General features: G+C 71.6%; 16 protein-coding genes. 3 read left to right on the top strand and 13 right to left on the bottom strand.

From position 1 onward, the window contains the following. The first annotated feature begins 42 nt into the window (after positions 1–42). Both R2J75_RS01020 and R2J75_RS01025 read left to right on the top strand, forming a co-directional pair. A complete protein-coding gene (locus R2J75_RS01020; protein ID WP_243330130.1) occupies positions 43–402 on the top strand; it encodes a roadblock/LC7 domain-containing protein in 360 nt (119 codons plus the stop codon). Positions 403–444: 42 nt separating this feature from the next. Beyond that, positions 445–1,851 (top strand): NupC/NupG family nucleoside CNT transporter, encoded by a 1,407-nt coding sequence (locus R2J75_RS01025; RefSeq protein WP_243330132.1) that lies wholly within the window; start codon positions 445–447, stop codon positions 1,849–1,851. An 835-nt stretch (positions 1,852–2,686) separates the two neighbouring features. Here R2J75_RS01025 and nuoF read toward each other — a convergent pair. The 3 genes from nuoF to R2J75_RS01040 all read right to left on the bottom strand — a co-directional run bounded on the left by nuoF (position 2,687) and on the right by R2J75_RS01040 (position 5,340). Beyond that, positions 2,687–3,985 carry an NADH-quinone oxidoreductase subunit NuoF gene (gene nuoF / locus R2J75_RS01030; protein WP_394365903.1) on the bottom strand — a complete coding sequence of 433 codons (1,299 nt, stop codon included), beginning with the start codon at positions 3,983–3,985 and terminating at the stop codon, positions 2,687–2,689. Positions 3,986–4,065: 80 nt separating this feature from the next. Continuing rightward, complete coding sequence (locus R2J75_RS01035) at positions 4,066–4,641, bottom strand: NADH-quinone oxidoreductase subunit NuoE family protein (protein ID WP_243330136.1); 576 nt, start codon at positions 4,639–4,641, stop codon at positions 4,066–4,068. A 117-nt stretch (positions 4,642–4,758) separates the two neighbouring features. Then, on the bottom strand, positions 4,759–5,340 hold the full coding sequence (locus R2J75_RS01040) for a YceI family protein (RefSeq protein WP_243330138.1): 582 nt from the start codon (positions 5,338–5,340) through the stop codon (positions 4,759–4,761). A gap of 171 nt (positions 5,341–5,511) precedes the next feature. Here R2J75_RS01040 and R2J75_RS01045 point away from each other — a divergent pair, with 171 nt between their 5' ends. Next, positions 5,512–6,003 (top strand): MarR family winged helix-turn-helix transcriptional regulator, encoded by a 492-nt coding sequence (locus R2J75_RS01045; protein WP_243345981.1) that lies wholly within the window; start codon positions 5,512–5,514, stop codon positions 6,001–6,003. Positions 6,004–6,017: 14 nt separating this feature from the next. Here R2J75_RS01045 and R2J75_RS01050 read toward each other — a convergent pair whose 3' ends face one another. The 10 genes from R2J75_RS01050 to R2J75_RS01095 all read right to left on the bottom strand — a co-directional run bounded on the left by R2J75_RS01050 (position 6,018) and on the right by R2J75_RS01095 (position 18,979). Continuing rightward, positions 6,018–7,160, bottom strand: a complete 1,143-nt coding sequence (locus R2J75_RS01050) for a metallophosphoesterase (RefSeq protein ID WP_243330140.1) — start codon at positions 7,158–7,160, stop codon at positions 6,018–6,020. Between the two features lie 32 nt (positions 7,161–7,192). After that, positions 7,193–8,455, bottom strand: coding sequence for a hypothetical protein (locus R2J75_RS01055; RefSeq protein WP_243330143.1), 1,263 nt, complete (start codon positions 8,453–8,455; stop codon positions 7,193–7,195). Between the two features lie 69 nt (positions 8,456–8,524). Continuing rightward, entirely contained in the window at positions 8,525–9,091 is a 567-nt protein-coding gene (locus R2J75_RS01060; RefSeq protein ID WP_243330145.1) for a TetR/AcrR family transcriptional regulator, read from the bottom strand. Positions 9,092–9,346: 255 nt separating this feature from the next. Then, positions 9,347–10,768 carry an RluA family pseudouridine synthase gene (locus R2J75_RS01065; protein ID WP_316410917.1) on the bottom strand — a complete coding sequence of 474 codons (1,422 nt, stop codon included), beginning with the start codon at positions 10,766–10,768 and terminating at the stop codon, positions 9,347–9,349. An 84-nt stretch (positions 10,769–10,852) separates the two neighbouring features. Further along, complete coding sequence (locus R2J75_RS01070; RefSeq protein WP_243330149.1) at positions 10,853–11,626, bottom strand: YwiC-like family protein; 774 nt, start codon at positions 11,624–11,626, stop codon at positions 10,853–10,855. Position 11,627: 1 nt separating this feature from the next. After that, the gene (locus R2J75_RS01075) at positions 11,628–12,230 is read right to left on the bottom strand and encodes a uracil-DNA glycosylase family protein (protein ID WP_316410918.1); all 603 of its coding nucleotides are present in this window, start codon (positions 12,228–12,230) and stop codon (positions 11,628–11,630) included. Positions 12,231–12,581: 351 nt separating this feature from the next. Then, positions 12,582–16,025, bottom strand: coding sequence for a methionine synthase (metH, locus tag R2J75_RS01080; protein WP_316410919.1), 3,444 nt, complete (start codon positions 16,023–16,025; stop codon positions 12,582–12,584). Then, positions 16,022–16,321, bottom strand: coding sequence for a 2Fe-2S iron-sulfur cluster-binding protein (locus R2J75_RS01085; RefSeq protein ID WP_243345985.1), 300 nt, complete (start codon positions 16,319–16,321; stop codon positions 16,022–16,024). The genes metH and R2J75_RS01085 overlap by 4 nt, the downstream gene beginning before the upstream one ends. Continuing rightward, entirely contained in the window at positions 16,314–18,158 is a 1,845-nt protein-coding gene (locus tag R2J75_RS01090) for a bifunctional homocysteine S-methyltransferase/methylenetetrahydrofolate reductase (protein ID WP_243330155.1), read from the bottom strand. The genes R2J75_RS01085 and R2J75_RS01090 overlap by 8 nt, the downstream gene beginning before the upstream one ends. A gap of 62 nt (positions 18,159–18,220) precedes the next feature. Then, complete coding sequence (locus R2J75_RS01095; protein ID WP_243330156.1) at positions 18,221–18,979, bottom strand: SDR family NAD(P)-dependent oxidoreductase; 759 nt, start codon at positions 18,977–18,979, stop codon at positions 18,221–18,223.

The raw sequence follows: 18,979 nt of genomic DNA on the forward strand, positions 1-18,979 counted from the left end.
ACAGGTCATCATGGACAGACCTTCCCCGCAGGGAGATCCTCCATGGCTTTCCAGACCATTCTGGACAACCTCATCGCGCAGGTGCCCGAAGCGATCGCCGCCACCTTCAACGACAAGGACGGCGACCCGCTCTGCTCGCGCACGATCGAGGTTCCCAACGACGCGCTCCAGCTCCTCGGGGCCTACCGGAACGTGGTGAAGCGCCACCTTCAGCAGGCCGTCGAGGAATTCGACCGCGGCGAGGTCGACCAGGTGGCCTTCTGCACCGACCAGCACTGGATCCTGATGATGGGCGGCGCGGAGCACACCTCCCTGGTGCTCGTCATGCGGCGGGACGGGATCCTGGGCCGCGCCCGGTTCCAGATGCAGAAGGCCCTGGAGCGCCTCAACCAGGAAATCTGAATCCTTCCCCACCACTGAAAACCAACGTCATTCGGGAGTCACATGGTCCGCTTCACGGGTCTGCTCGGTCTTGTCTGTTTCATCGGTCTCGCCTATGCCTGGTCCTCCAACCGGAAGGCCATCCACTGGCGGACGGTGGGGTGGGGCATGGCCCTGCAGTGGATCCTCGCCCTCATCGTCCTGAAGGGCGACCTGATCTCGCACGCCCTGGGCTTCATTCCCTGGCCCCGGCACGCGGGCTGGGCCGTGCTGGTCCTCCTCTTCCTGCCCATGATCCTGCGCAAGGCCGGCCTGCCCCCGGGCGCGTGGCTGCGGCGCGCATTCGGCGGCCTGGCCCTGCTGGGCCTCCTGCGCGGCAACCTCGTCGGCTCCGTCTTCGACAAGGCCCGACTCGTCGTCGAGGGCCTGATGGGCTTCGCCAAGGAGGGCGCCACCTTCGTGTTCGGGCCCCTGGCCACCCCCGCCGGCGCCGCGGTGACCAACGCCCAGGGCGTCACCGTGGGAAGCATCGGGATGATCTTCGCGTTCGTCGTCCTGCCCACCATCATCTTCGTGGCGAGCATCTTCGCGGTCCTCTACTACGTGGGCGCCATGCAGTGGGTGGTCGGGGCCTTCTCCCGCGCCATCAGCCGGTTCCTGAAGGTCAGCGGCGCCGAGAGCCTCTCCGTCTCCGCCAGCATCCTCATGGGCCAGACCGAGGCCCCCCTGACCATCCGGCCCTACCTGGCCAACCTCACCCGCTCCGAACTCATGGTGATCATGACCGCCGGCATGGCCCACGTGTCCGGCTCCATCATGGTGGCTTACGTGCAGGTGGCCCACGTGGACGTCGTGCATCTCCTCACCGCCGTGCTCATGACCGCCCCCGGCGCCATCATGATGGCCAAGATCCTCGTGCCCGAGACCGGCGTCCCCGAGACGAGCGGCGAGGTCAAGGTGAACATCCCCAACACCGACGCCAACGTCCTGGACGCCGCCGCCCGCGGCGCCTCCGAGGGCCTGCACCTGGCCATCAACGTGGCCGGCATGCTCATCGCCTTCATCGCCATCATCGCCATGCTCAACGGCCTCATCCACGCCGTCCACGACAAGGCCAGCCTCCAGGCCATCCTGGGCTGGATCTTCCGGCCCTTCGCCTTCGTCATGGGCGTGCCCTGGAAGGAGGCCGGCATCGTCGGCTCCCTCCTGGGCGAGCGCATGGTGGTCAACGAGTTCGTCGCCTTCATCCACCTGGGCTCCCTCCCCGTCCTCAGCGAGAAGGCCCGCCTCGTCAGCACCTTCGCCCTCTGCGGCTTCGCCAACTTCTCCTCCATCGCCATCCAGGTCGGCGGCATCGGCGCCCTGGTCCCGGAGCGCCGCGGGGATCTGGCCCGCCTCGGCCTGAAGGCCATGGTCGCCGGCACCCTGGCCAACTTCATGTCCGCCTGCATCGCCGGCATCCTGAGCTAGTTCAGGCAGGTCGAATCACCGGAACGATCGTGTCCCGTTCCTTCGTAACGCAAGGGTAAGTAAAGTTCCCGTACGCCGAGTGCGCCGGGACGTCGAGTCACGCTGAGCCAGCTTCGCGATCCACCGCGCCGCCCAGGCCCTGGCCCGCTGGCGCGGGCCGCGATGCTGCGCATCGCTCGGCTGGGGGCTCCGGGCCTTCCGCATGCACGCCTGCGGGTGCCCTGCGCCCCCAGCCTTGGACGGGCCTGGTTTGAGGTTCAGCCCAAGATGCCGGATCCAGATTGATAGCGAGCGGTCATGGAGCAAGCCGAAGCGCAAGATTCAACGGGCAGGCCCAGACGTTGAGAAGCCGGCCTTGGCTTCCACGATCACCGTGTCGTCGATCCTGAGACCGATCAGGCAGGAGTCGGGCATCAGAAGCCCCTCGAAGGTGATGTCCAGGTGGACGTCCAGCAGGTCCTCGCCTGTTCCCGAAACCGGGGTTTACCGAGGCGGCTGAGCCCAGGCCCGTCCAAGGCTGGGGGCGCAGGGCACCCGCAGGCGTGCATGCGGAAGGCCCGGAGCCCCCAGCCGAGCGATGCGCAGCATCGCGGCCCGCGGCAGCGGGCCAGGGCCTGGGCGGTGTGGGGCGGCGCGGTGGATCGCGAAGCTGGCTCAGCGTGACTCGACGTCTCGGCGCACTCTGCGTACGGGATTTTTACTCACCCTCGCCAGCGCGAAGGGTCGGGACACGTTCGTTCCGGTGATTCGATCGACCTGCACCCGTGACTTGCCTGCAGATACACCTGTCTCATGACAGGAGGAAGCGCAGGGACGGGACGGCCCTCCGCGGGGATCAGTGCGCCGCGAGGGCGGCGGCGGGGAGGATCGAGCGGGTTCCGGGCATGCAGGTCTTGTGCTGCACGTGGTACTCGAACTCGTCCCGGAACTTCTGCAGCATGCTCTCCATCGGGCCGCAGGCGGCGTCGCCCAGGGGGCAGAGGGTGCGCATGTTGATCCGCGGGGGCAGGCTCGCCAGGAGGTCCAGGTCGTCGGGGCGGCCCTGCCCGTGCTCGAGGCGGTGGAGGATCATCTCCATCCAGTTGCAGCCTTCCCGGCAGGGCGTGCACTGCCCGCAGCTCTCGTGGGCGTAGAACTTGATGAGGCGCAGGGTGGCCTGGACCATGCAGGTGCGCTCGTCCATCACGATGAGCCCGCCGGAGCCGGCCATGGAGCCCCGGGCCCGCACGGTGTCGAAGTCGAGGGGGCAGTCAAAGTCCTTGGCGGTGAAGACGGGGGCGCTGCTGCCGCCGGGGATCACGGCCTTGATCTTCGCGCCGGTGGAGGAGCCGCCGGCGAGGTCGTTCATGAGGAATTCCAGGGGCAGGCCCAGGGGGAGCTCGTAGAGGCCGGGGCGCTTCACGTGGCCCGAGACGCCGTAGATGCGGGTGCCGGTGTTGCCGGGCGTGCCGAGCTTGGCGTACTCCGCGCCGCCCATGCGGAGGATCGGGGCCACCGCGGCCAGGGTCTCGACGTTGTTCACGGTGGTGGGCTGGCCGAAGGCGCCCACGGAGGCCGGGAAGGGGGGCTTCACGCGGGGCTCGCCGCGGCGGCCCTCGAGGCTGTTCAGGAGGGCGGTCTCCTCGCCGCAGATGTAGGCGCCGGCGCCCCGGTAGGTGAGGATGTCGAAGTCCCAGCCCGTGCCCAGGATGTTCCTGCCCAGGTAGCCCGCGTCCCGGGCCTCCTGGATGGCGGCCTCGAGCTTGTCGATGAGCCAGGAGAACTCGCCCCGCAGGTAGATGAAGCCCATCCTGCACTGCATGGCCCAGCCGCCGATGATCATGCCCTCGATGAGCTGGTGGGGGTTGTACTCGAGGATCGCGCGGTCCTTGAAGGTGCCGGGCTCGCCCTCGTCGCCGTTGCACACCAGGTAGCGGGTGTGCTTGCGCTCGGGGGTGTCCTTGGGCATGAAGCTCCACTTGAGGCCCGTCCGGAATCCCGCGCCGCCGCGGCCGCGGATGTCGGAGGCCTTGACCTCGGCGGTGACCGCGGTCGGCTCCATCTTCAGGGCCTTCTTCATGCCCTGGTAGCCCTCCCAGCGGCCCTCGTAGACCTTGAGGTGCCAGTTGTCCAGGTCGCCCGCGCCGCGGAGCATGAGGTTGGGGTACTTGTCGGAGCCGAAGCCGGGGAAGGTGTAGCTCTGGTGATCGGGCTTGGTGCGGATGGCGGCCATGGTCACTCCCCCCACGCGGCGGTCTCGCCGCGCCGGCAGGCGTCGATGATCGCCTCCAGCTTGGCCTCGTCCACGAACTCGTCGAAGACGCCGTGGTTGATCTGGATGCAGGGGCCGCTTCCGCAGGACGCGAGGCACTCCACCTCCTCGACGCTCCACATGCCGTCGGCCGTTGGGCCTTCGCCGGGGCGGGCCCCGGTCCTGTCGATGACCTTCTGGAGGAGTTCGGCCGCGCCGTTCAGGGCGCAGCTGAGGTTCGTGCACACCTCGAAGTGGTACCGGCCCACGGGGCGCTTGCGGAACATGGTGTAGAAGGTGGCGACGCCGAAGACGTGCCCCTCGGGCACCCCCAGCGCCGCGGCGACCTCCTTCATGGCCCCCAGGCTGAGGAAGCCGAATTCCTTCTGGGCGATGTAGAGGGCCGGGAGGGTGCCGGCGAGCTTGTCCGGGAACCGGGCGGCGATCTCCTGGATCTTGGCCACGGATTCGGGGCTCAGCTTCTCGCGCTTGGCCTTGGGCAGACGCTCGCCCGGGGCGAGGGGCGCGTCGCTGGTTTCGGGGGGCAGGGGATGGTTCATAAGGTGGGCTCGTCCGTTGGAAAGGCCTGGAGATCCGATTCTAACCTGGATCCAGGGGCCGCCGGGCACAGGAAAGCCCCCCGGGGCGGGGGGCTCGATCCGGGGGGCGGGGCGGGGTCAGTGGACCTTGCCGGCCTCGATGTTCAGGCTGATCTCCACCTCATCGCCCAGGGGGCCGACCATGCCGGCCATGCCGTAGTCCGAGCGCTTGATCGTGACCGTCCCCTCGAAGCCCGCCACGACGGAGCCCGGCTGCATGCCGGCCATCGTGCCCAGGTTGGAGACGGGGATGGTGAGGGTGCGGGTGACGCCGTGGAGGGTGAAGGCCCCGGTCACCTCCAGCTTGCCCTTGGCGACCTCCTTCACGGAGGTGCTCTTGAAGGTGAGGGTGGGGTACTTGGCCACGTCGAAGAAGTCGGGGCTCTTGAGGTGCTTGTCGCGGCCCTCGTTGCCGGTGTTGATGGAGGCCGCGTCGATGGTGACGTCCACGGAGGACTTGGTGATGTCCTTGGTGTTGACGTTGATCGTCCCCTCGTACTTGGCGAAGCCGCCGGTGGTCCGGGCCACGAAGTGGCGGATCTTGAAGGCGACCGCGGAATGGACGGGGTCGATCTTGTAGGTGTCGACGTCGCCGGCCACGGCGGGCAGGACCATCAGCAGGGCGGCGGCGGGAATCAGAAGGCGGCGGGAAAAGTTCATCGGGATCTCCTCAAAAGATGTTGTAACATCTATTACCAATGTAGTCGGCTTTTGGGGGAACGCAACATGAAATTGAAAAAAATCGGAGGAGCCGCCGGAAGCCCCCCTGTGGAAACCCGCCGCCCCTCCCTACACTGGGAGGCGCCCCACGGCGCAGGACCGCTCGAAACCATGGACATCCGCGAAGAACTCCTCATCGGCAAGCCCCTGGAACCCGGCCAGGAGCAGCTCCTGTCCATCCTCCTGGCCCGCGAGTTCGTCACGCGGCTCACCGACGAACGCCTCTTCAAGCCCGCGGGGATCACGGACCAGCAGTTCAACGTGCTCCGCATCCTCAAGGGCGGCCCGGAGGAGGGCTACCTCATCCGCGAGCTCCGCCGGCGCATCATCTCCCGCAGCGCGGACGTGCCCCGGCTCGTGGACCGCATGATGAAGGCCGGCCTGGTCCGGCGCCGGGAGGACCCCTCGGACCGCCGCGGCTGCCTCGTCCAGCTCACGCCGGAAGGCCGGGCGCTGGAGGCGCGGCTGGCCCCCCTCCACTCGGCGTTGTGCGCCGAGGTGGGGGCCATCCTGTCCGCGGAGGAGAACCGGACGCTGACCGACCTGCTCCAGAAGCTGCGCGAGGGGATCCAGGCGGGCCTGGGGCGGCAGCCGCAGCCCTGATCGCCGGGCCCCGCTCAGCCCTTGCCGGCTCCGGGCCGCAGCACCAGGAGGGTGAGCTCCTGGGGCACCAGGAAGCGGTTGGGGGGGCCCCAGACGCCGGTGCCCACGCTGGTGTAGACCCACAGATCGCCCTCCCTGGACAGCCCCTTGCCATGCCGGAACAGGGACGGCACCAGGAGGCTCCAGGGGAAGTACTGCCCGCCGTGGGTGTGCCCTGAAAGCTGCAGCCGCACCCCGGCCTCCGAGGCGGCGCGGGTCCCGGTCGGCGGGTGGAAGAGCAGGATGGGCACCGCCTCCGCGGGAACGCCGGCCAGGGCCCGCGCCAGGTCCGGGCCCTGGCCCAGCTGGGCCGCGGTGGGGTCGGGCATGCCGGCCACGGCGAGCCGGGCCCCGTCGTGCTCCAGCACCACATGGGCGTTGTCCAGGACCCGCCAGCCCATGCCCCGGATCACCTGCAGCCACCGCCCCACCCCGGAGTAGTACTCATGGTTCCCCGTCACAAAGGCCGCGCCATGGCGGGCCTGGATGGCGCCCAGGCGTTCCGCCTTGGGCCGGACCCCATCGGCCTCGGCGTCCACCAGGTCGCCGGTGACCGCCAGCAGGTCGGGGCGGAGCGCGTTGGCGGCGCGCACCAGGTGCTCCACCTGGTACCAGGGCGTCGTCGGGCTGAGGTGCAGGTCCGAGATCTGGACGATGCGGAAGCCGTCCAGGGCCGCCGGCAGCCCCGCGATGGGGATCTCCACCGTGCGCGTCTGCACCGGCCGCAGGGCCGTGGCCAGGCCGAGCAGGGAGGTGCCCAGGGCCGCCGCCGCGGCCACCCCCAGGGCCCAGGGGCCCAGCTGCCATCCCGTGGCCCGGCCCGCCAGGGCCTGGACCAGGTCCGCCACCGCCAGGTAGACCAGGAAGGTCGAGACCAGGCTGAAGCAGCCGTGGCTGAGCCAGAGCAGGGCGCCCAGGCGGTGCCCCAGCACCGGGACCCGCTGCAGGAGGGTGACCAGCAGCATGCCCACCAGCAGGGACGCCACGGTGAGGCGCACGGCGGTGGCATGGGCGGCCAGGGCCGGCCAAAGGGCCATGGAACGCTCGGACAGGTAGGTTCCGGCGCCGCCCAGCACGAGGAGCAGCACGGAGAAGAAGATCGCGAAACGGAGGAGCATGTCAGGTCCGGGTCAAAGGATCGGGAGCGGTTTCACCCGAGCGCGGGTTGGGGATGCAGGTCATACCACCCCTGGGTGAAGGGCCTGCGCAAGGGGGCGGGTTCCGGCCGCAGGCGGGGGGCGATGAGGCGGGCCGCGTGGTTCGGAAGGCAGTCGCGGTGGCGCAGGTAGCAGACCTGCGCCACCGGCTCGGCGCCGAGGGTGCTCTTGATCTCGGCGGCGGTTCGGCCGTACCGGAGCTGGGCGCACCCCCGGGCGATGGCGAGGTCCAGGTAGTCGCACAGGAGGCGCGGGTAGATGGACAGCTCCTGGTTGCGGGCGTAGTCCAGGCCCACGAGGTGGGCTTCCAGGATGCCCGCCCAGGCGAAGGCGGTGAGGAAGCCCACCAGCACGCCGTCCTGGAAGTAGCCGCGCACGATGAATTCGGGGCCCAGGGTCCGGCGCAGGTTCAGGAACGTGGCGAAGGTGGGCCGTCCGAGGCGGTTGCCGGCCCTCAGGTGGACCGCGTCGAACAGCTCCATCCAGCGGTCCTGGAGGCGGAGGAGATCCTCGGCGTCGAGATCCCGGACGGCCAGGGTGCGGGACTTGGCGTAGGCGCGCCGGGCCTTCACCCGGTACTTCGAAGCCAGGCAGCCCAGGTAGGTCTCGAGGCTGTCCCAGGACGGATCCAGCCGCAGCACCATGGCGGGCTCGAGGCCCAGTTCCGCGAAGGCGTGCCGGCCCAGGGTCTCCCCGAAGGGCTGGGCGGCGGCGTCCAGGTCCTTGACGAGGACCCCGTCGATGGCCCCGGTTCCCTCCAGGTCGCGCTGCACCGCGGTCAGCGCGGCGGAGAGGGCCTCCATCGCCGGGCGGGGCTGGATGGCCGGATCGAAATGGAAGCCGTGCTGCCCGGCGACCATCGGGTTGCCGCAGACGAGCACCTGGAAGTCCAGGGGCCGCTCCGCGAGGCGGAGGCTGCGGGCGAGGAAGGCCAGGGCGGGGCGTCCCTGGAACCGTTCCCCCAGGGGCCGCCCCTGGAAGCGGGTCCGCTGGAAGCACGCCACCCCCACCACCCGTTCCCCCTCCTGGAACAGGGCGTAGCGCAGGGCCTCCCCCGGCGGCAGCCCGCCCTGCACGGCCCGGAGGTAGGGGCGCTGGAGGAAGGGGCTCGCCTGCGCCGCCAGGGCGTCCCAGCCGGAGGCCCCGGGGGCGTCGATATCCTCCAGGATCCGGAAGGCCAGGGGGGAGTCGCCGTGGCTTCCGCACCGGAGCCGGCAGGTCTTCGGGGGCGTGGGATGGGAGGCGGCAGGGGGCATGGGCGACGGTCCTTCTTCGCGGATCCGGAATGAGTGGGTGTCTAGTCAGTCATGATTCGTGCAAAAAAATCAGGAGAGCATCCGCCAGAAGGCCTCGAAGGCCTCCCGTCCATGGGCGTCGGCATGGTCCGGGTCCTGGAGGGCGAAGTCGAGGGTCGCGTCCGCCAGGGCGTTCATCAGGGAGAGGACGAACGGCAGGGGCACCCCGCGCATGGGGCCGGCCGCGCGGATCCCCTCGAGCAGGTCCAGGACCTGGGCGAAGGACGCCGCGATGATCTGGCGGCTCGCCGGTGTGATGGCGTCGGACACGCACAGATGCGCGAGCGCCCGGCGCTTCTCGGGGCAGGCCCGCGCCCATGCCAGCCACCGGGTCCACAGGTGCAGCACCTGGGCCCGGGGGGGGCTCCCGGCGGGGAGGTCCGCCAGCGCCTGGGAGGCCATGTCGACCTTGAGCTCCAGGTAGAGCTGGTCGAACAGGTCGTGCTTCGTCTCGAAGTAGGTGAACAGGGACCCGTTGGAGACCCCGGCGGCCTTGGCGATGGCGGCCGTCGGCGCCCCCAGCCCCTGGGCCGCGATGACCCGGGTGGCCGCCGCCAGGATGGCGCTGCGCTTGTCCTCGCTCTTCGGTCTGGCCATCGCCTCCACCCTGGACCCCAGGTTATAGCTGATTGGCTAGTCAGTCAATCCTTGCGTCGCCACGAAACCTGGACCCGGGGTGAAGGTGCTGGACGAGGCGGGAGGTGTCCTTCGGGCGGCCACCCCGGGCGCCGCGTCCGCCACCTCTCTTGGATCATCCGTACGCGATGGGAGCGGCCCCTGCCGGAGGTCCGGGGGCCCGGCATGGGGCCCCCAGGGGGCGATGCCCCCGATGGACGTGCCGCGGACGCTGTGCTAGGGGCGGCCCTTCCCCTTGGCGGGTCCGCGGGCGCCGGCGGGCCTGGGGCCCGAGGGCTTGCCGGGGCCGCCGGACCGGGCGGGACGGGGGCCGGCGTCCCGGAAGGCGGGGCGCCGCTGGGCTTCGCGGCCCTTGGGACCATCGGCGGCCGCGTGGGGGCGGCCGCCGTGGCGGGGGGGACGCTCCTCGGCGCGGGCGGGGCGCGGTCCGCTCCGGGCCGGGCGATCCTCGGGACCGCGGGCGGGGCGATCCTCGCGGGATGGGCGGCCTTCACCGCGGGCGGGGCGATCCTCCCGGGACGGACGGCCTTCACCGCGGGCGGAGCGATCCTCCCGGGACGGGCGGCCTTCGCCGCGGCCGGGCCGGTCCTCGCCGAACCGGGCGGCGCGGCGGACCCGCTCGAGCTTGCGCTCCTCGGTGATCTTCGGCTTGTAGATGGCCTCCTCGCCCTTGATGCCGGCCTCGGCGCGCTCCACGCGCCGGGCGTTGCGCAGGGCCTTCAGGACCTTCTCCATGTCCGCGGGCAGGGGGGCCGTGACCGTGACGCCCTCCCCGGTGACGGGGTGCCGGAAGCCGAGCAGTTCCGCATGGAGGGCCTGGCGGTCGATGAGGGGGCTCTTCGTGCCGTAGACCTGGTCCCCGAGCAGGGGGAACCCGCGCTCCGCGAACTGGACGCGGATCTGGTTCCGGCGGCCCGTCTCGAGCTTGACCTCGATGACGGTGTGCCCCGGGAGGCGCTCCAGGACGCGGTAGTGGGTGACGGCGAGCTTGGCGCCCTTGAGGTCGTGCTTGGCCTTCGTCTTCTCGGGCACCACGGCCATGCGCAGGGACTTGCGCTCCACGAGGCGGTCCGAGAGGGTGCCGGCGTTCTCGGGGAGTTCGCCCACCAGGATGGCCTTGTACACCCGGTGCAGGTGGTGCTCGTCGAAGATGCGCTTGAGGCCGTTGAGGGCCTCGGGGGTCTTGGCGAAGACCAGCACGCCGGAGGTGAAGCGGTCCAGGCGGTGGACGATGAAGAGGTGGAAGCGCTTGAAGCCCCGGCGCCGGTAGAGGTCGGTGATCGCCTCGGCCAGGCACGGGTCGTTGTGCTTCTCGGCGGGGACCGTGAGGAGGCCTGCGGGCTTGTCCACGAACACCAGGTGCTTGTCCTCGGAGAGGACGGCGAAGGGCGAATCGGCGGACTTGCTGGGCCGGGGGAGCTCGGCGTAGACCATGTCCGGATCGAAGACCACGTCCAGGCGGTCCCCGGGCTTGAGGCGCAGGCCGTGGGTCCGCACCTCGGCCCCGTTGACCTTCACGCACCCGGCGTCGATGAGGCCCTTGGCCTGCCGGTGGCTGACCTCCAGCTTGCGGTGGATCTCCGCCGCGAGAGCCGTGCCCTCGGGCGCATCCGTCCAGGTTTCCGTCTTGCGGGCCATGGCCACCTCCATTGCCCGGCGTCCATTGAAACGCTGGGCCTCCCAGACAGGTAACCATCAAAGGGCGCCGGCCCCAAGCGGAAACTACCAGAGGCCGAGCACTGCCAGGGCGCCGCCCACGAAGCCGCAGGCGGTCGCGGCCCAGCCCAGCTCCTTGAGCTTCCGGGGCGCGGCGGAGGTGGACCAGACCCAGACGCTGGCGGCGGCCATGGGCAGGAGGGCGGCGCCGGCGGCCCGGGCGAGGCCGGGCTTCGAGAGGGCCAGGGCCGCGGCGGCGGTGGCCAGGCAGAAGATGGCGGCCAGGGCGCGGGGCCAGGGCGCGGACCGCTTCAGGGCGATCAGGTGCAGGTGCACGATGGCGGTGGCCTGGGTGAACATGGCCGCCAGCAGGAGGGCGAGGAGGGTGGCCCGACGGCCGCCGGCGCCGCCGAGGGCCGCGACGGCCCCCGCCGAGGCGGAAAAGGCCCAGGCGGCCAGGAGCTCGCCGGGCGCCGTGCGCTCCAGCTTGAAGAGGAAGAGCCCGAACAGGGCCGCGCCCAGGAGGGCGGCGGGCAGGATACCAGCCAGCTGACCAGCCGGGGCCCCCGCCCAGGCGAAGCCGGCCATGAGGATGATGAGGGACCCGAGGATCAGGAGGCGCAGGGCCGCCCGCACCTGGGCCGCGTCCCGGGAGACCCCGCCCCGGCGCCCGAGGAGGACGAGGATGGGCTCGCTGGCCAGGAAGAGCGCCAGCGTGAGGAGGGCCTGGCAGATGCCCCGGAAGCCGTGCCCGAGGACGGCGCCGCAGGCCAGGGCGATCCCGAGCTGGGCGTAGGCGCCGTGTTCCCGGGGCCAGAGGGAGGGGGAGGGGCTTGCCATGTCAGGCCTCCAGGAGGGAGCTGAGCCGGGCCTCCCAGGCGCGGCGCAGATCGTCGAGCCGGAGGCCCTTGCCTTTGCCGGGGGCGGACTGCAGCAGGCCCTGGGCGGAGGGGTGGGGGAGGGCGTGGCGGTCGAAGGGCGGGACCCCCTCGAGCTGGGAGAAGATCCAATCCGCCCGCTTGCCGAGGACGATCACCCGCAGACGGCCGTGGCAACGACCGGCCGCCAGGGCCAGCTCCGCCCGGAGGCGGTCCAGGTTGGCGGGGTCCCGGAGCTCCCGGTCCGTGGGGGCCCGGAAGCTCTGGAAGTCGCGGGTGGGGCACAGGGGGTAGGCGTTGCTGAGGGCGGCGCCCCGGAGGACCGGGACGAGGCCCAGCTCCCGGAACCGCGCCCCGTCCCAGTCCAGGTAGGCCTCGGGCGGCACCTGGGCCAGGCCCGCCGCCTCCAGGGCCCGGTAGAGGGAGCCCCCGGCCCGGTCCCCCCAGAAGGGGATGCCGCTCTGGTCCGCGCCCCGGGGGCCCGGGGCCTCCCCGAAGAGCATCACGCGGACCTCCCCCTCGGGGGGGAAGAGGGGGGCGACCCGGGTTTGAAGAATTCGCGCCATGGCATCAGATTGCCAGAGGCTTATCTTGTTGGATGCGACTTTGAAGTGCCGGAGGCGAACATGAATTCGGCCCCAACCTGCGACGGAAGCATAAAAAGGGCTTTGGATCCAAGTATTTGCATTCCCGCGACCGGGAAGATCGGGGACATGAAGGTTGCCTGCCCGCCCAGACTCTGCCCCAGCGACCTGGATGACCCCAGCGGGTGGCACACCCGTTTGGTTGAATGGTTAATGGCCCAGCGCTGACCTCCGGACACCCACGTGGCAAAGGAGCCGCCCCTGGGGCGGCTCCTTTTCCGTTCTCCCCCGGGCACCCTTCGGGATCGGGGAGGCCCTGGACCCGGCCCGTCCCTACACCGCGAAGTACCGGGCCTGGGGGTGCCAGGCGACGAGGGCGGAGGTGGCGTACTCGGGGTCCATCTGGCACTGCTCGGTCAGGGTGACGCCGATGGCGCCGCCGTCCAGCAGGTCCAGGAGCTCCCCGTTCCCCGCCAGGTCGGGGCAGGCGGGGTAGCCGAAGGAATAGCGGCTCCCCTGGTAGCCCTGGCTGAAGAGCTGCCGGAGCTGGGCGGCGTCCCGGCCGTGGATCCCCAGCTCCCGGCGGATCCGGGCGTGGAGGCCCTCGGCGAAGGCCTCGGTGAGTTCCGTGGCCAGGCCATGGAAGAGGAAGTAATCCTGGTACTTGTCCTCCGCGTACAGGCGCCGGGCGAGGTCCGCGGCCCCCTGGCCCAGGGTGACCAGCTGCACGGGCAGGACATCGAAGCGGCCGCTGGCGGCCGGATGGAAGAAGTCCGCGATGCAGAGGCGCCGGCCCGTGGCCTGGCGGGGGAGGCGGAGGGTCGCCAGCACCCGGCCGCGGCCGGGGTCGAAGACGCGGAGCGCATCGCCGTCGGCCTGGACGGGGAAGTAGCCGTACCGGGCCCGGGGGGCCAGGAGGCCCTCCCCCAGGATCCGGGCCTTCCAGGCGGCCAGGAGGGGCTCGGCCTTCTCCTGGAGGACCGCCTCGAAGGCGGCGTCGCTGAGCTGGCCCTGGGTGAAGGACCAGCGGTTCCGGATCACGGTGAAGGTGTCCAGGAAGTCGAAGATCGTCGCCAGGGGGGTCTCCGCCTCCCGGACGCCCCAGAAGGGGGGTTCGGGGGACGGCAGGTCGCGGGTCACCCAGGCGCTCTGCCCGTCCGGGGTCAGGGGGACCGCGGCGCCCCCCCGCCGGAGGACGGTGATGGCGGGGGCCTCCGGCGCGGGGGGCGCCGGCGCCGGCTGGGCGCCTCCGCCTGCACGTTTGGCTGTCAACCGGTCCATGTGGCGGAGCCCCTCGAAGGCGTCCTCGGCGTAGAGGACGGGCCCGGGGTACACGGACTGGCATTGCTGGGCCACGTAGTCCCGGGTCAGGGCGGCGCCCCCCAGGAGGACGGGGATGTCCAGGCCCCGCTCGGCCATGGTCACCAGGTCCTCCCGCATGATCGTCGTGGACTTGACCAGGAGCCCCGAGAGCCCGATGGCGTCGGCCCCGTGGGTCTCCAGGGCCTGGAGAATGGCCTCGATGGGCTGCTTGATGCCCAGGTTCACCACCTCGTACCCGTTGTTGCTGAGGATGATCTCCACGAGGTTCTTGCCGATGTCGTGGACGTCGCCCTTGACGGTGGCGAGGATGATGCGGCCCTTGGCGGCCGAGGACTCCCGGGGGATCCAGGGCTCGATGCGCTTGACGGCGGCCTTCATGGCCTCGGCGCTCTCCAGGACGAAGGGCAGCTGCATCTCCCCGGCCCCGAAGCGCTCGCCCACCACCCGCATGCCGTCCAGGAGGATGTCGTTGATGATCTCCAGGGGGGGCAGGATGGCGAGGGCCTCGTCCACGTCGGCCAGGATCTGGCGCTTGGCCCCGCCGATGATGTCCCGGCGCAGGCGCTCGGCGACGGGCAGGCCCTCCTCGGGGACCGCGGCCTCGGGCCTGGCGGCGCCGCCGGAAAAGAGGGCCATGAGGGTCTTGAGGGGGTCGTAGTCCTCCCGGCGCCGGTCGAAGAGGAGGTCCTCGGCCGCGGCGCGCTGGTCGGCGGGGATGGCCGCGACCGGGATGACCTTGGCGGAGTTGAAGATGGCCAGATCGAGGCCGGCCTTGACGGCGTGGTAGAGCATGAGGGCGTTCAGCACGTGCCGGGCGGCTGGGGCCAGGCCGAAGCTGACGTTGCTCACCCCCAGGAGGGTCAGCACCCCGTGGTGGGCGGCCTTGATGCGGCGGATGGCCTCCAGGGTCTCCAGGGCGGAGCGGCGCATGCCCTCCTCGCCGCTGCCCAGGGTGAAGGTGAGGGGGTCGATGATCAGGTCGGAGGGGTTGAAGCCGTACTCGCCGACCACCAGGTCCACGAGGCGTGCCGCGATGGCCGCCTTGTCCCCGGCGGTCCGGGCCATGCCGCGCTCGTCGATGGTCAGGCCGACCACCGCGGCGCCGTACTCCCGGCAGAGGTCCAGGACCTTGCGGGCCCGGGCGTCCCCGTCCTCGAAGTTGATGCTGTTGACCACGCACTTGCCCGGGGCGGCCCGCAGGGCGCGCTCGATGACGGGCACCTCGGTGGAGTCGATCATGAGCGGCAGGGTGACCTGGGTGACGGCCTTCCCGAGGAAGGCCTCCATGTCCGCCGCCTCGTCCCGGCCCACGTAGGCGACGCACACGTCCAGCATGTGGGCGCCCTCCCGCTGCTGGTCCTGGGCGATCTCCACGAGGCCGTCCACGTCCTCCGCGGCCAGGAGGTCCCGGAACTTCTTGGAACCGTTGGCGTTGGTGCGCTCGCCCACGATCAGGGGGCGGGGTTCCTGGCGCAGGGCCACGCTCTGGTAGAGGCTCGAGACGGACCGGTCCACGGCCGGGACGCGCCGGGTGGCCGGGGCGGTGCCCAGGGCCGCCCGCAGGGCCCGGATGTGGGCGGGGGTCGTGCCGCAGCAGCCGCCCACGATGCCCAGGCCGAAGGTCCCCGCGAGGCGGGCCACCTTGGCGGCGAAGGCCTCGGGCTCCAGGGGGTAGACCAGGGCCCCGTCCCGGTTCACGGGGAGGCCCGCGTTGGGCAGGCAGCTGATCCTGCACGGGGAGGCCTCGGCGAGGGCCTGCAGGGGGGCGTGCATCTCGTCGGGCCCGGTGCCGCAGTTCAGCCCCAGGACGTCGATGCCCAGCATCTCCAGGGTGGTGATGACGGCCTGGATCTCCGTGCCGAGGAGGAGGGTGCCGGTGGTCTCCACCGTGGCCTGGACCCAGAGGGGCCGCGTCAGGCGCAGCTCGGCCATGGCGGCCCGCGCGGCCCTGACGGCCACCTTCATCTGGCCCAGGTCCTGGCTCGTCTCGATGAGGACGGCGTCCACGCCGCCCCGGAGGAGGCCCCGCATCTGGGCGAGGTAGCTCCGGAAGAGGGCGTCGTAGCCGACGTGGCCCAGGGTGAGGAGCTTGGTGCCGGGGCCCACGCTGCCGATCACGTAGCGCCGCCGGTCGTAGTCGCGGGCGACCTCCAGGGCGAGCCTGGCCGCGGTCGCGTTGAGTTCCTCGGTCCGGTCCGCGATCCCGAACTCCCCCAGGACCACCTCGTTGGCGCCGAAGGTGTTGGTCTCCACGGCGTCGGCCCCGGCGTCCAGGTAGTCGGCGTGGATGGCGCGGATCCAGTCGGGGCGCCGCGCGTTCAGGACCTCCATGCACCCGTCCAGGGCGGACCCGCCGAAGTCGTCGACGGTGGGCCGCCGGGCCATGATCTGCGTGCCCATCCCCCCGTCGAGGAGCAGGACCTGGTCGAGGAGGAAGGAGGACAGGGCGGTCACAGGCAGGCTCCCAGGTATTCGACCTCGACGTCGCCGAGGACGCGCACCTGGCAGGCCAGGCGCTGGTCCTCCGGCGCCTCGAGGCCGCGCAGGAAATCGCGCTCCTCCCGGCCCATGGGCGAGCAGTGCTCCAGGCCCCGGACCACGCGCACGCGGCAGGTGCCGCAGGAGCCGCTCCGGCAGCCGAAGGTGATGTCGGCCCCGGCGGCGTCGGCCACGGCCTGGAGCGGCGTTCCGGCGGGGCAGGCCGCCAGGAGGTCCTCCGGAAGGAAGCGCACGGTCACGGTCTCAGCCACGGCCCACCCCCGCGTCGAGGAGGGTGTCCAGGAGCTCCACCTGGCCCAGGGGCGCCGAGAGCTGGAGGCCCCGCACCGCGGGGCGGACCCTGGCGATGATCTCCAGGGCGATGTCCAGGCCCTCCTTGAGCTGGTCCTCGGCCGAGGGCCACCGGGCCATGCGCTTCAGGAGGGCCGGGGGCAGGGTGACCCCGGGCACCTCGTTGGCCATGAACTCGGCGTTGCGCAGGCTCTTCAGGGGCCAGATCCCGGCGATGACGGGAATGCCGAAGGGGTCGGCGAACTCCAGGAAGCGGAAGAGGGCGTCGGCGTCGAAGACGGGCTGGGTGATGGCCCATTCGGCGCCGGCCTCCACCTTGTAGCGGAAGCGCGCCCGCTCCCGCTCCAGGTCCACGGCGACGGGGTTGGCCCCCACGCCGAAGCTGAACCGGGTGGGCACCCCGATGCGGCTGCCGCCCAGGTCCAGCCCGGAGTTGAGCTGGCGGAGGATGTTCGTGAGGCCGATGGCGTCCACGTCGAAGACCGCGGTGGCGTTGGGGTAGGGACCCAGCTTGGGCGGATCCCCGGTGATGGCCAGCACGTTCTGGACGCCCAGGGCCGCGGCCCCCAGCAGGTCGCTCTGGATGCCCAGCAGGTTCCGGTCGCGGCAGGCGAAGTGCATCAGGGCCTCGATGCCGACCCGCTCCTGGATGATCACGGCGGTGGCGAGGGCCGAAAGCCGCGCCATGGCCCGGGGGCCGTCGGGCACGTTGATGGTGTCCGCCCCGCGGTCCCGGCAGTAGGCCGCCTTCTCCACCAGCTTGTCCACGCCGACGCCCCGGGGGGGCACCAGCTCCACCGACACGACGAAGCCGCCGTCGGAGAGCTTGCGGCTGAAGGCGCTGGCCTCGGCCCGGGGGACCGAGGCGGCCCCCGCCTCCGGAAGGGGGCGGTCGACGCCCCCCTCCACGAAGGCGCGCTCCTGGCGGAGGGCCCCCTGCATGGCGCGGGTGTGGGCCGGCGTCGTGCCCGCGCAGCCCCCGACGGCCCGGGCCCCGAGCTGGAAGGCCTGGCGCGCGAACTCACCCAGGTATTCGGGGCTGGCCATGTACAGGTAGCGGCCGTCCACCATGCGGGGCAGCCCGGCGCTGGGCTGGAGGATGAGGGGGCAGGCGGTGGCCGTCCGGAAGCGCTTGAGCAGGTCCAGCAGGGGCGCGGGGCCCGTGCCCCCGTTCACCCCGACGAGGTCGGCCCCCCACTCGGCGAGCTTGGCGACGTACCACTCGGGTTCCGTGCCGTAGAGGGTCTGGCCCTCGTCGTTGGGGGTCATCTGGGCCACCACGGGGAGGCCGCAGGTCTCCTTGATGGCGAGGATGGCCTGGTGGATCTCGTTGAGGTCGGCGAAGCTCTCCAGCACGAAGAGGTCCACCCCGCCCTCCATCAGGGCCAGGGCCTGCTCCGCGAAGCAGGCCCGCGCCTCCTCGAAGCTGGTGGGGCCCCAGGGCTCGATGCGGACCCCGAGGGGGCCGATGCAGCCCGCGACCCAGCCGGCGCCCTCCGCCTGGAGGGCGCGCCGGGCGAGGCGGGCCCCGGCCAGGTTGATCTCCTTGAGGCGCTCCGCCAGGCCGTAGCCCTGGAGCTTCATGCGGTTGGCCGCCCAGGTGTTGGTGGTCAGCACCTGGGCGCCGGCCGCGCGGAACTCCCCGTGGATGGCCTCCACCAGGTCGGGGGAGGCCAGGTTGGCCTCGTCGAAGGAGCGGTTGATGTACACACCCCGCTCATAGAGCACCGTCGGCGTGGATCCATCGAACAGGAAGCACTGGCCGGCGCGGAGGGCATCGTGGAACGTGGCGTTCATGGGCATCCGGTTCGGGGAGGTGGGGGAAGCATGATCCCGGCGGGCCGGGATCGTCAAGGCGCTCAGCCGCAGAGGACCGTGCCGCCGTTCACGTTGAGGATTTCACCGTGGACGGCCGCCGCCGCGTCGCCCAGGAGGAAGGCGATGGGGCCGGCGATGTCCTCGGCGGTGGGGATCCGCCCCAGGGGGAAGGCGGCCTCCACCTGCCCGCGCCGGGGGGAGCGCAGGGTGCCCGCGGACATGTCCGTGTCCACCCAGCCCGGGGCCACGCAGTTGACGCGGATGCCCAGGGGGCCGAGTTCGGCGGCGAGGCTCTTGGTGAGGGAGATGACGGCCCCCTTGCTGGCGGCGTAGCCGCCGTAGCCGGCCTCCCCCCGCTGGCCGGCGGTGCTGGCCACGAGGACGATCGCCCCGCGGCCCTGGCGCCGCAGGGCCGGGACCACCTCGGCGTTCCAGCGGAAGAGCCCCGTGACGTTGGTCTCCAGGATGGCCAGGAGGTTGCCCTCGTCCTGGAGGTCCACGGGCGTGGGCAGCCAGACCCCGGCGTTCCCCACGAAGGCGTCGAGGCCGCCCCAGGCCTCCTCCACCTGGGCCACCGCGGCCGCCGCGTCCTCCCGGGAGCGCTGATCCGCCTGGATGGCCAGGACCTCCCGCCCCTCGGCGGCGAGATGGGCGGTGAGGGCCTCGGCCGCGTCCGTGCGGATGCGGTAGGTGAAGGCCACCCGCGCGCCGAGGTCGGAGAGGCGGCGCACGGTGGCGGCCCCGATGCCCCGGCTGCCGCCGGTGAGGAGGATGCGTTGGTTCTGCATGGGCTGGGTCAT

This window comes from Mesoterricola sediminis, assembly GCF_030295425.1.
GTDB lineage: Bacteria > Acidobacteriota > Holophagae > Holophagales > Holophagaceae > Mesoterricola > Mesoterricola sediminis.

Coding starts and splice junctions, on each gene's coding strand:
- R2J75_RS01020 (WP_243330130.1), top strand. CDS start 43: ATGGCTTTCCAGACCATTCTGGACAACCTCATCGCGCAGGTGCCCGAA.
- R2J75_RS01025 (WP_243330132.1), top strand. CDS start 445: ATGGTCCGCTTCACGGGTCTGCTCGGTCTTGTCTGTTTCATCGGTCTC.
- nuoF (WP_394365903.1), bottom strand. CDS start 3,985: ATGCTCCGCGGCGCGGGCGACCTGGACAACTGGCACCTCAAGGTCTAC.
- R2J75_RS01035 (WP_243330136.1), bottom strand. CDS start 4,641: ATGAACCATCCCCTGCCCCCCGAAACCAGCGACGCGCCCCTCGCCCCG.
- R2J75_RS01040 (WP_243330138.1), bottom strand. CDS start 5,340: ATGAACTTTTCCCGCCGCCTTCTGATTCCCGCCGCCGCCCTGCTGATG.
- R2J75_RS01045 (WP_243345981.1), top strand. CDS start 5,512: ATGGACATCCGCGAAGAACTCCTCATCGGCAAGCCCCTGGAACCCGGC.
- R2J75_RS01050 (WP_243330140.1), bottom strand. CDS start 7,160: ATGCTCCTCCGTTTCGCGATCTTCTTCTCCGTGCTGCTCCTCGTGCTG.
- R2J75_RS01055 (WP_243330143.1), bottom strand. CDS start 8,455: ATGCCCCCTGCCGCCTCCCATCCCACGCCCCCGAAGACCTGCCGGCTC.
- R2J75_RS01060 (WP_243330145.1), bottom strand. CDS start 9,091: ATGGCCAGACCGAAGAGCGAGGACAAGCGCAGCGCCATCCTGGCGGCG.
- R2J75_RS01065 (WP_316410917.1), bottom strand. CDS start 10,768: ATGGCCCGCAAGACGGAAACCTGGACGGATGCGCCCGAGGGCACGGCT.
- R2J75_RS01070 (WP_243330149.1), bottom strand. CDS start 11,626: ATGGCAAGCCCCTCCCCCTCCCTCTGGCCCCGGGAACACGGCGCCTAC.
- R2J75_RS01075 (WP_316410918.1), bottom strand. CDS start 12,230: ATGGCGCGAATTCTTCAAACCCGGGTCGCCCCCCTCTTCCCCCCCGAG.
- R2J75_RS01090 (WP_243330155.1), bottom strand. CDS start 18,158: ATGAACGCCACGTTCCACGATGCCCTCCGCGCCGGCCAGTGCTTCCTG.
- R2J75_RS01095 (WP_243330156.1), bottom strand. CDS start 18,979: ATGACCCAGCCCATGCAGAACCAACGCATCCTCCTCACCGGCGGCAGC.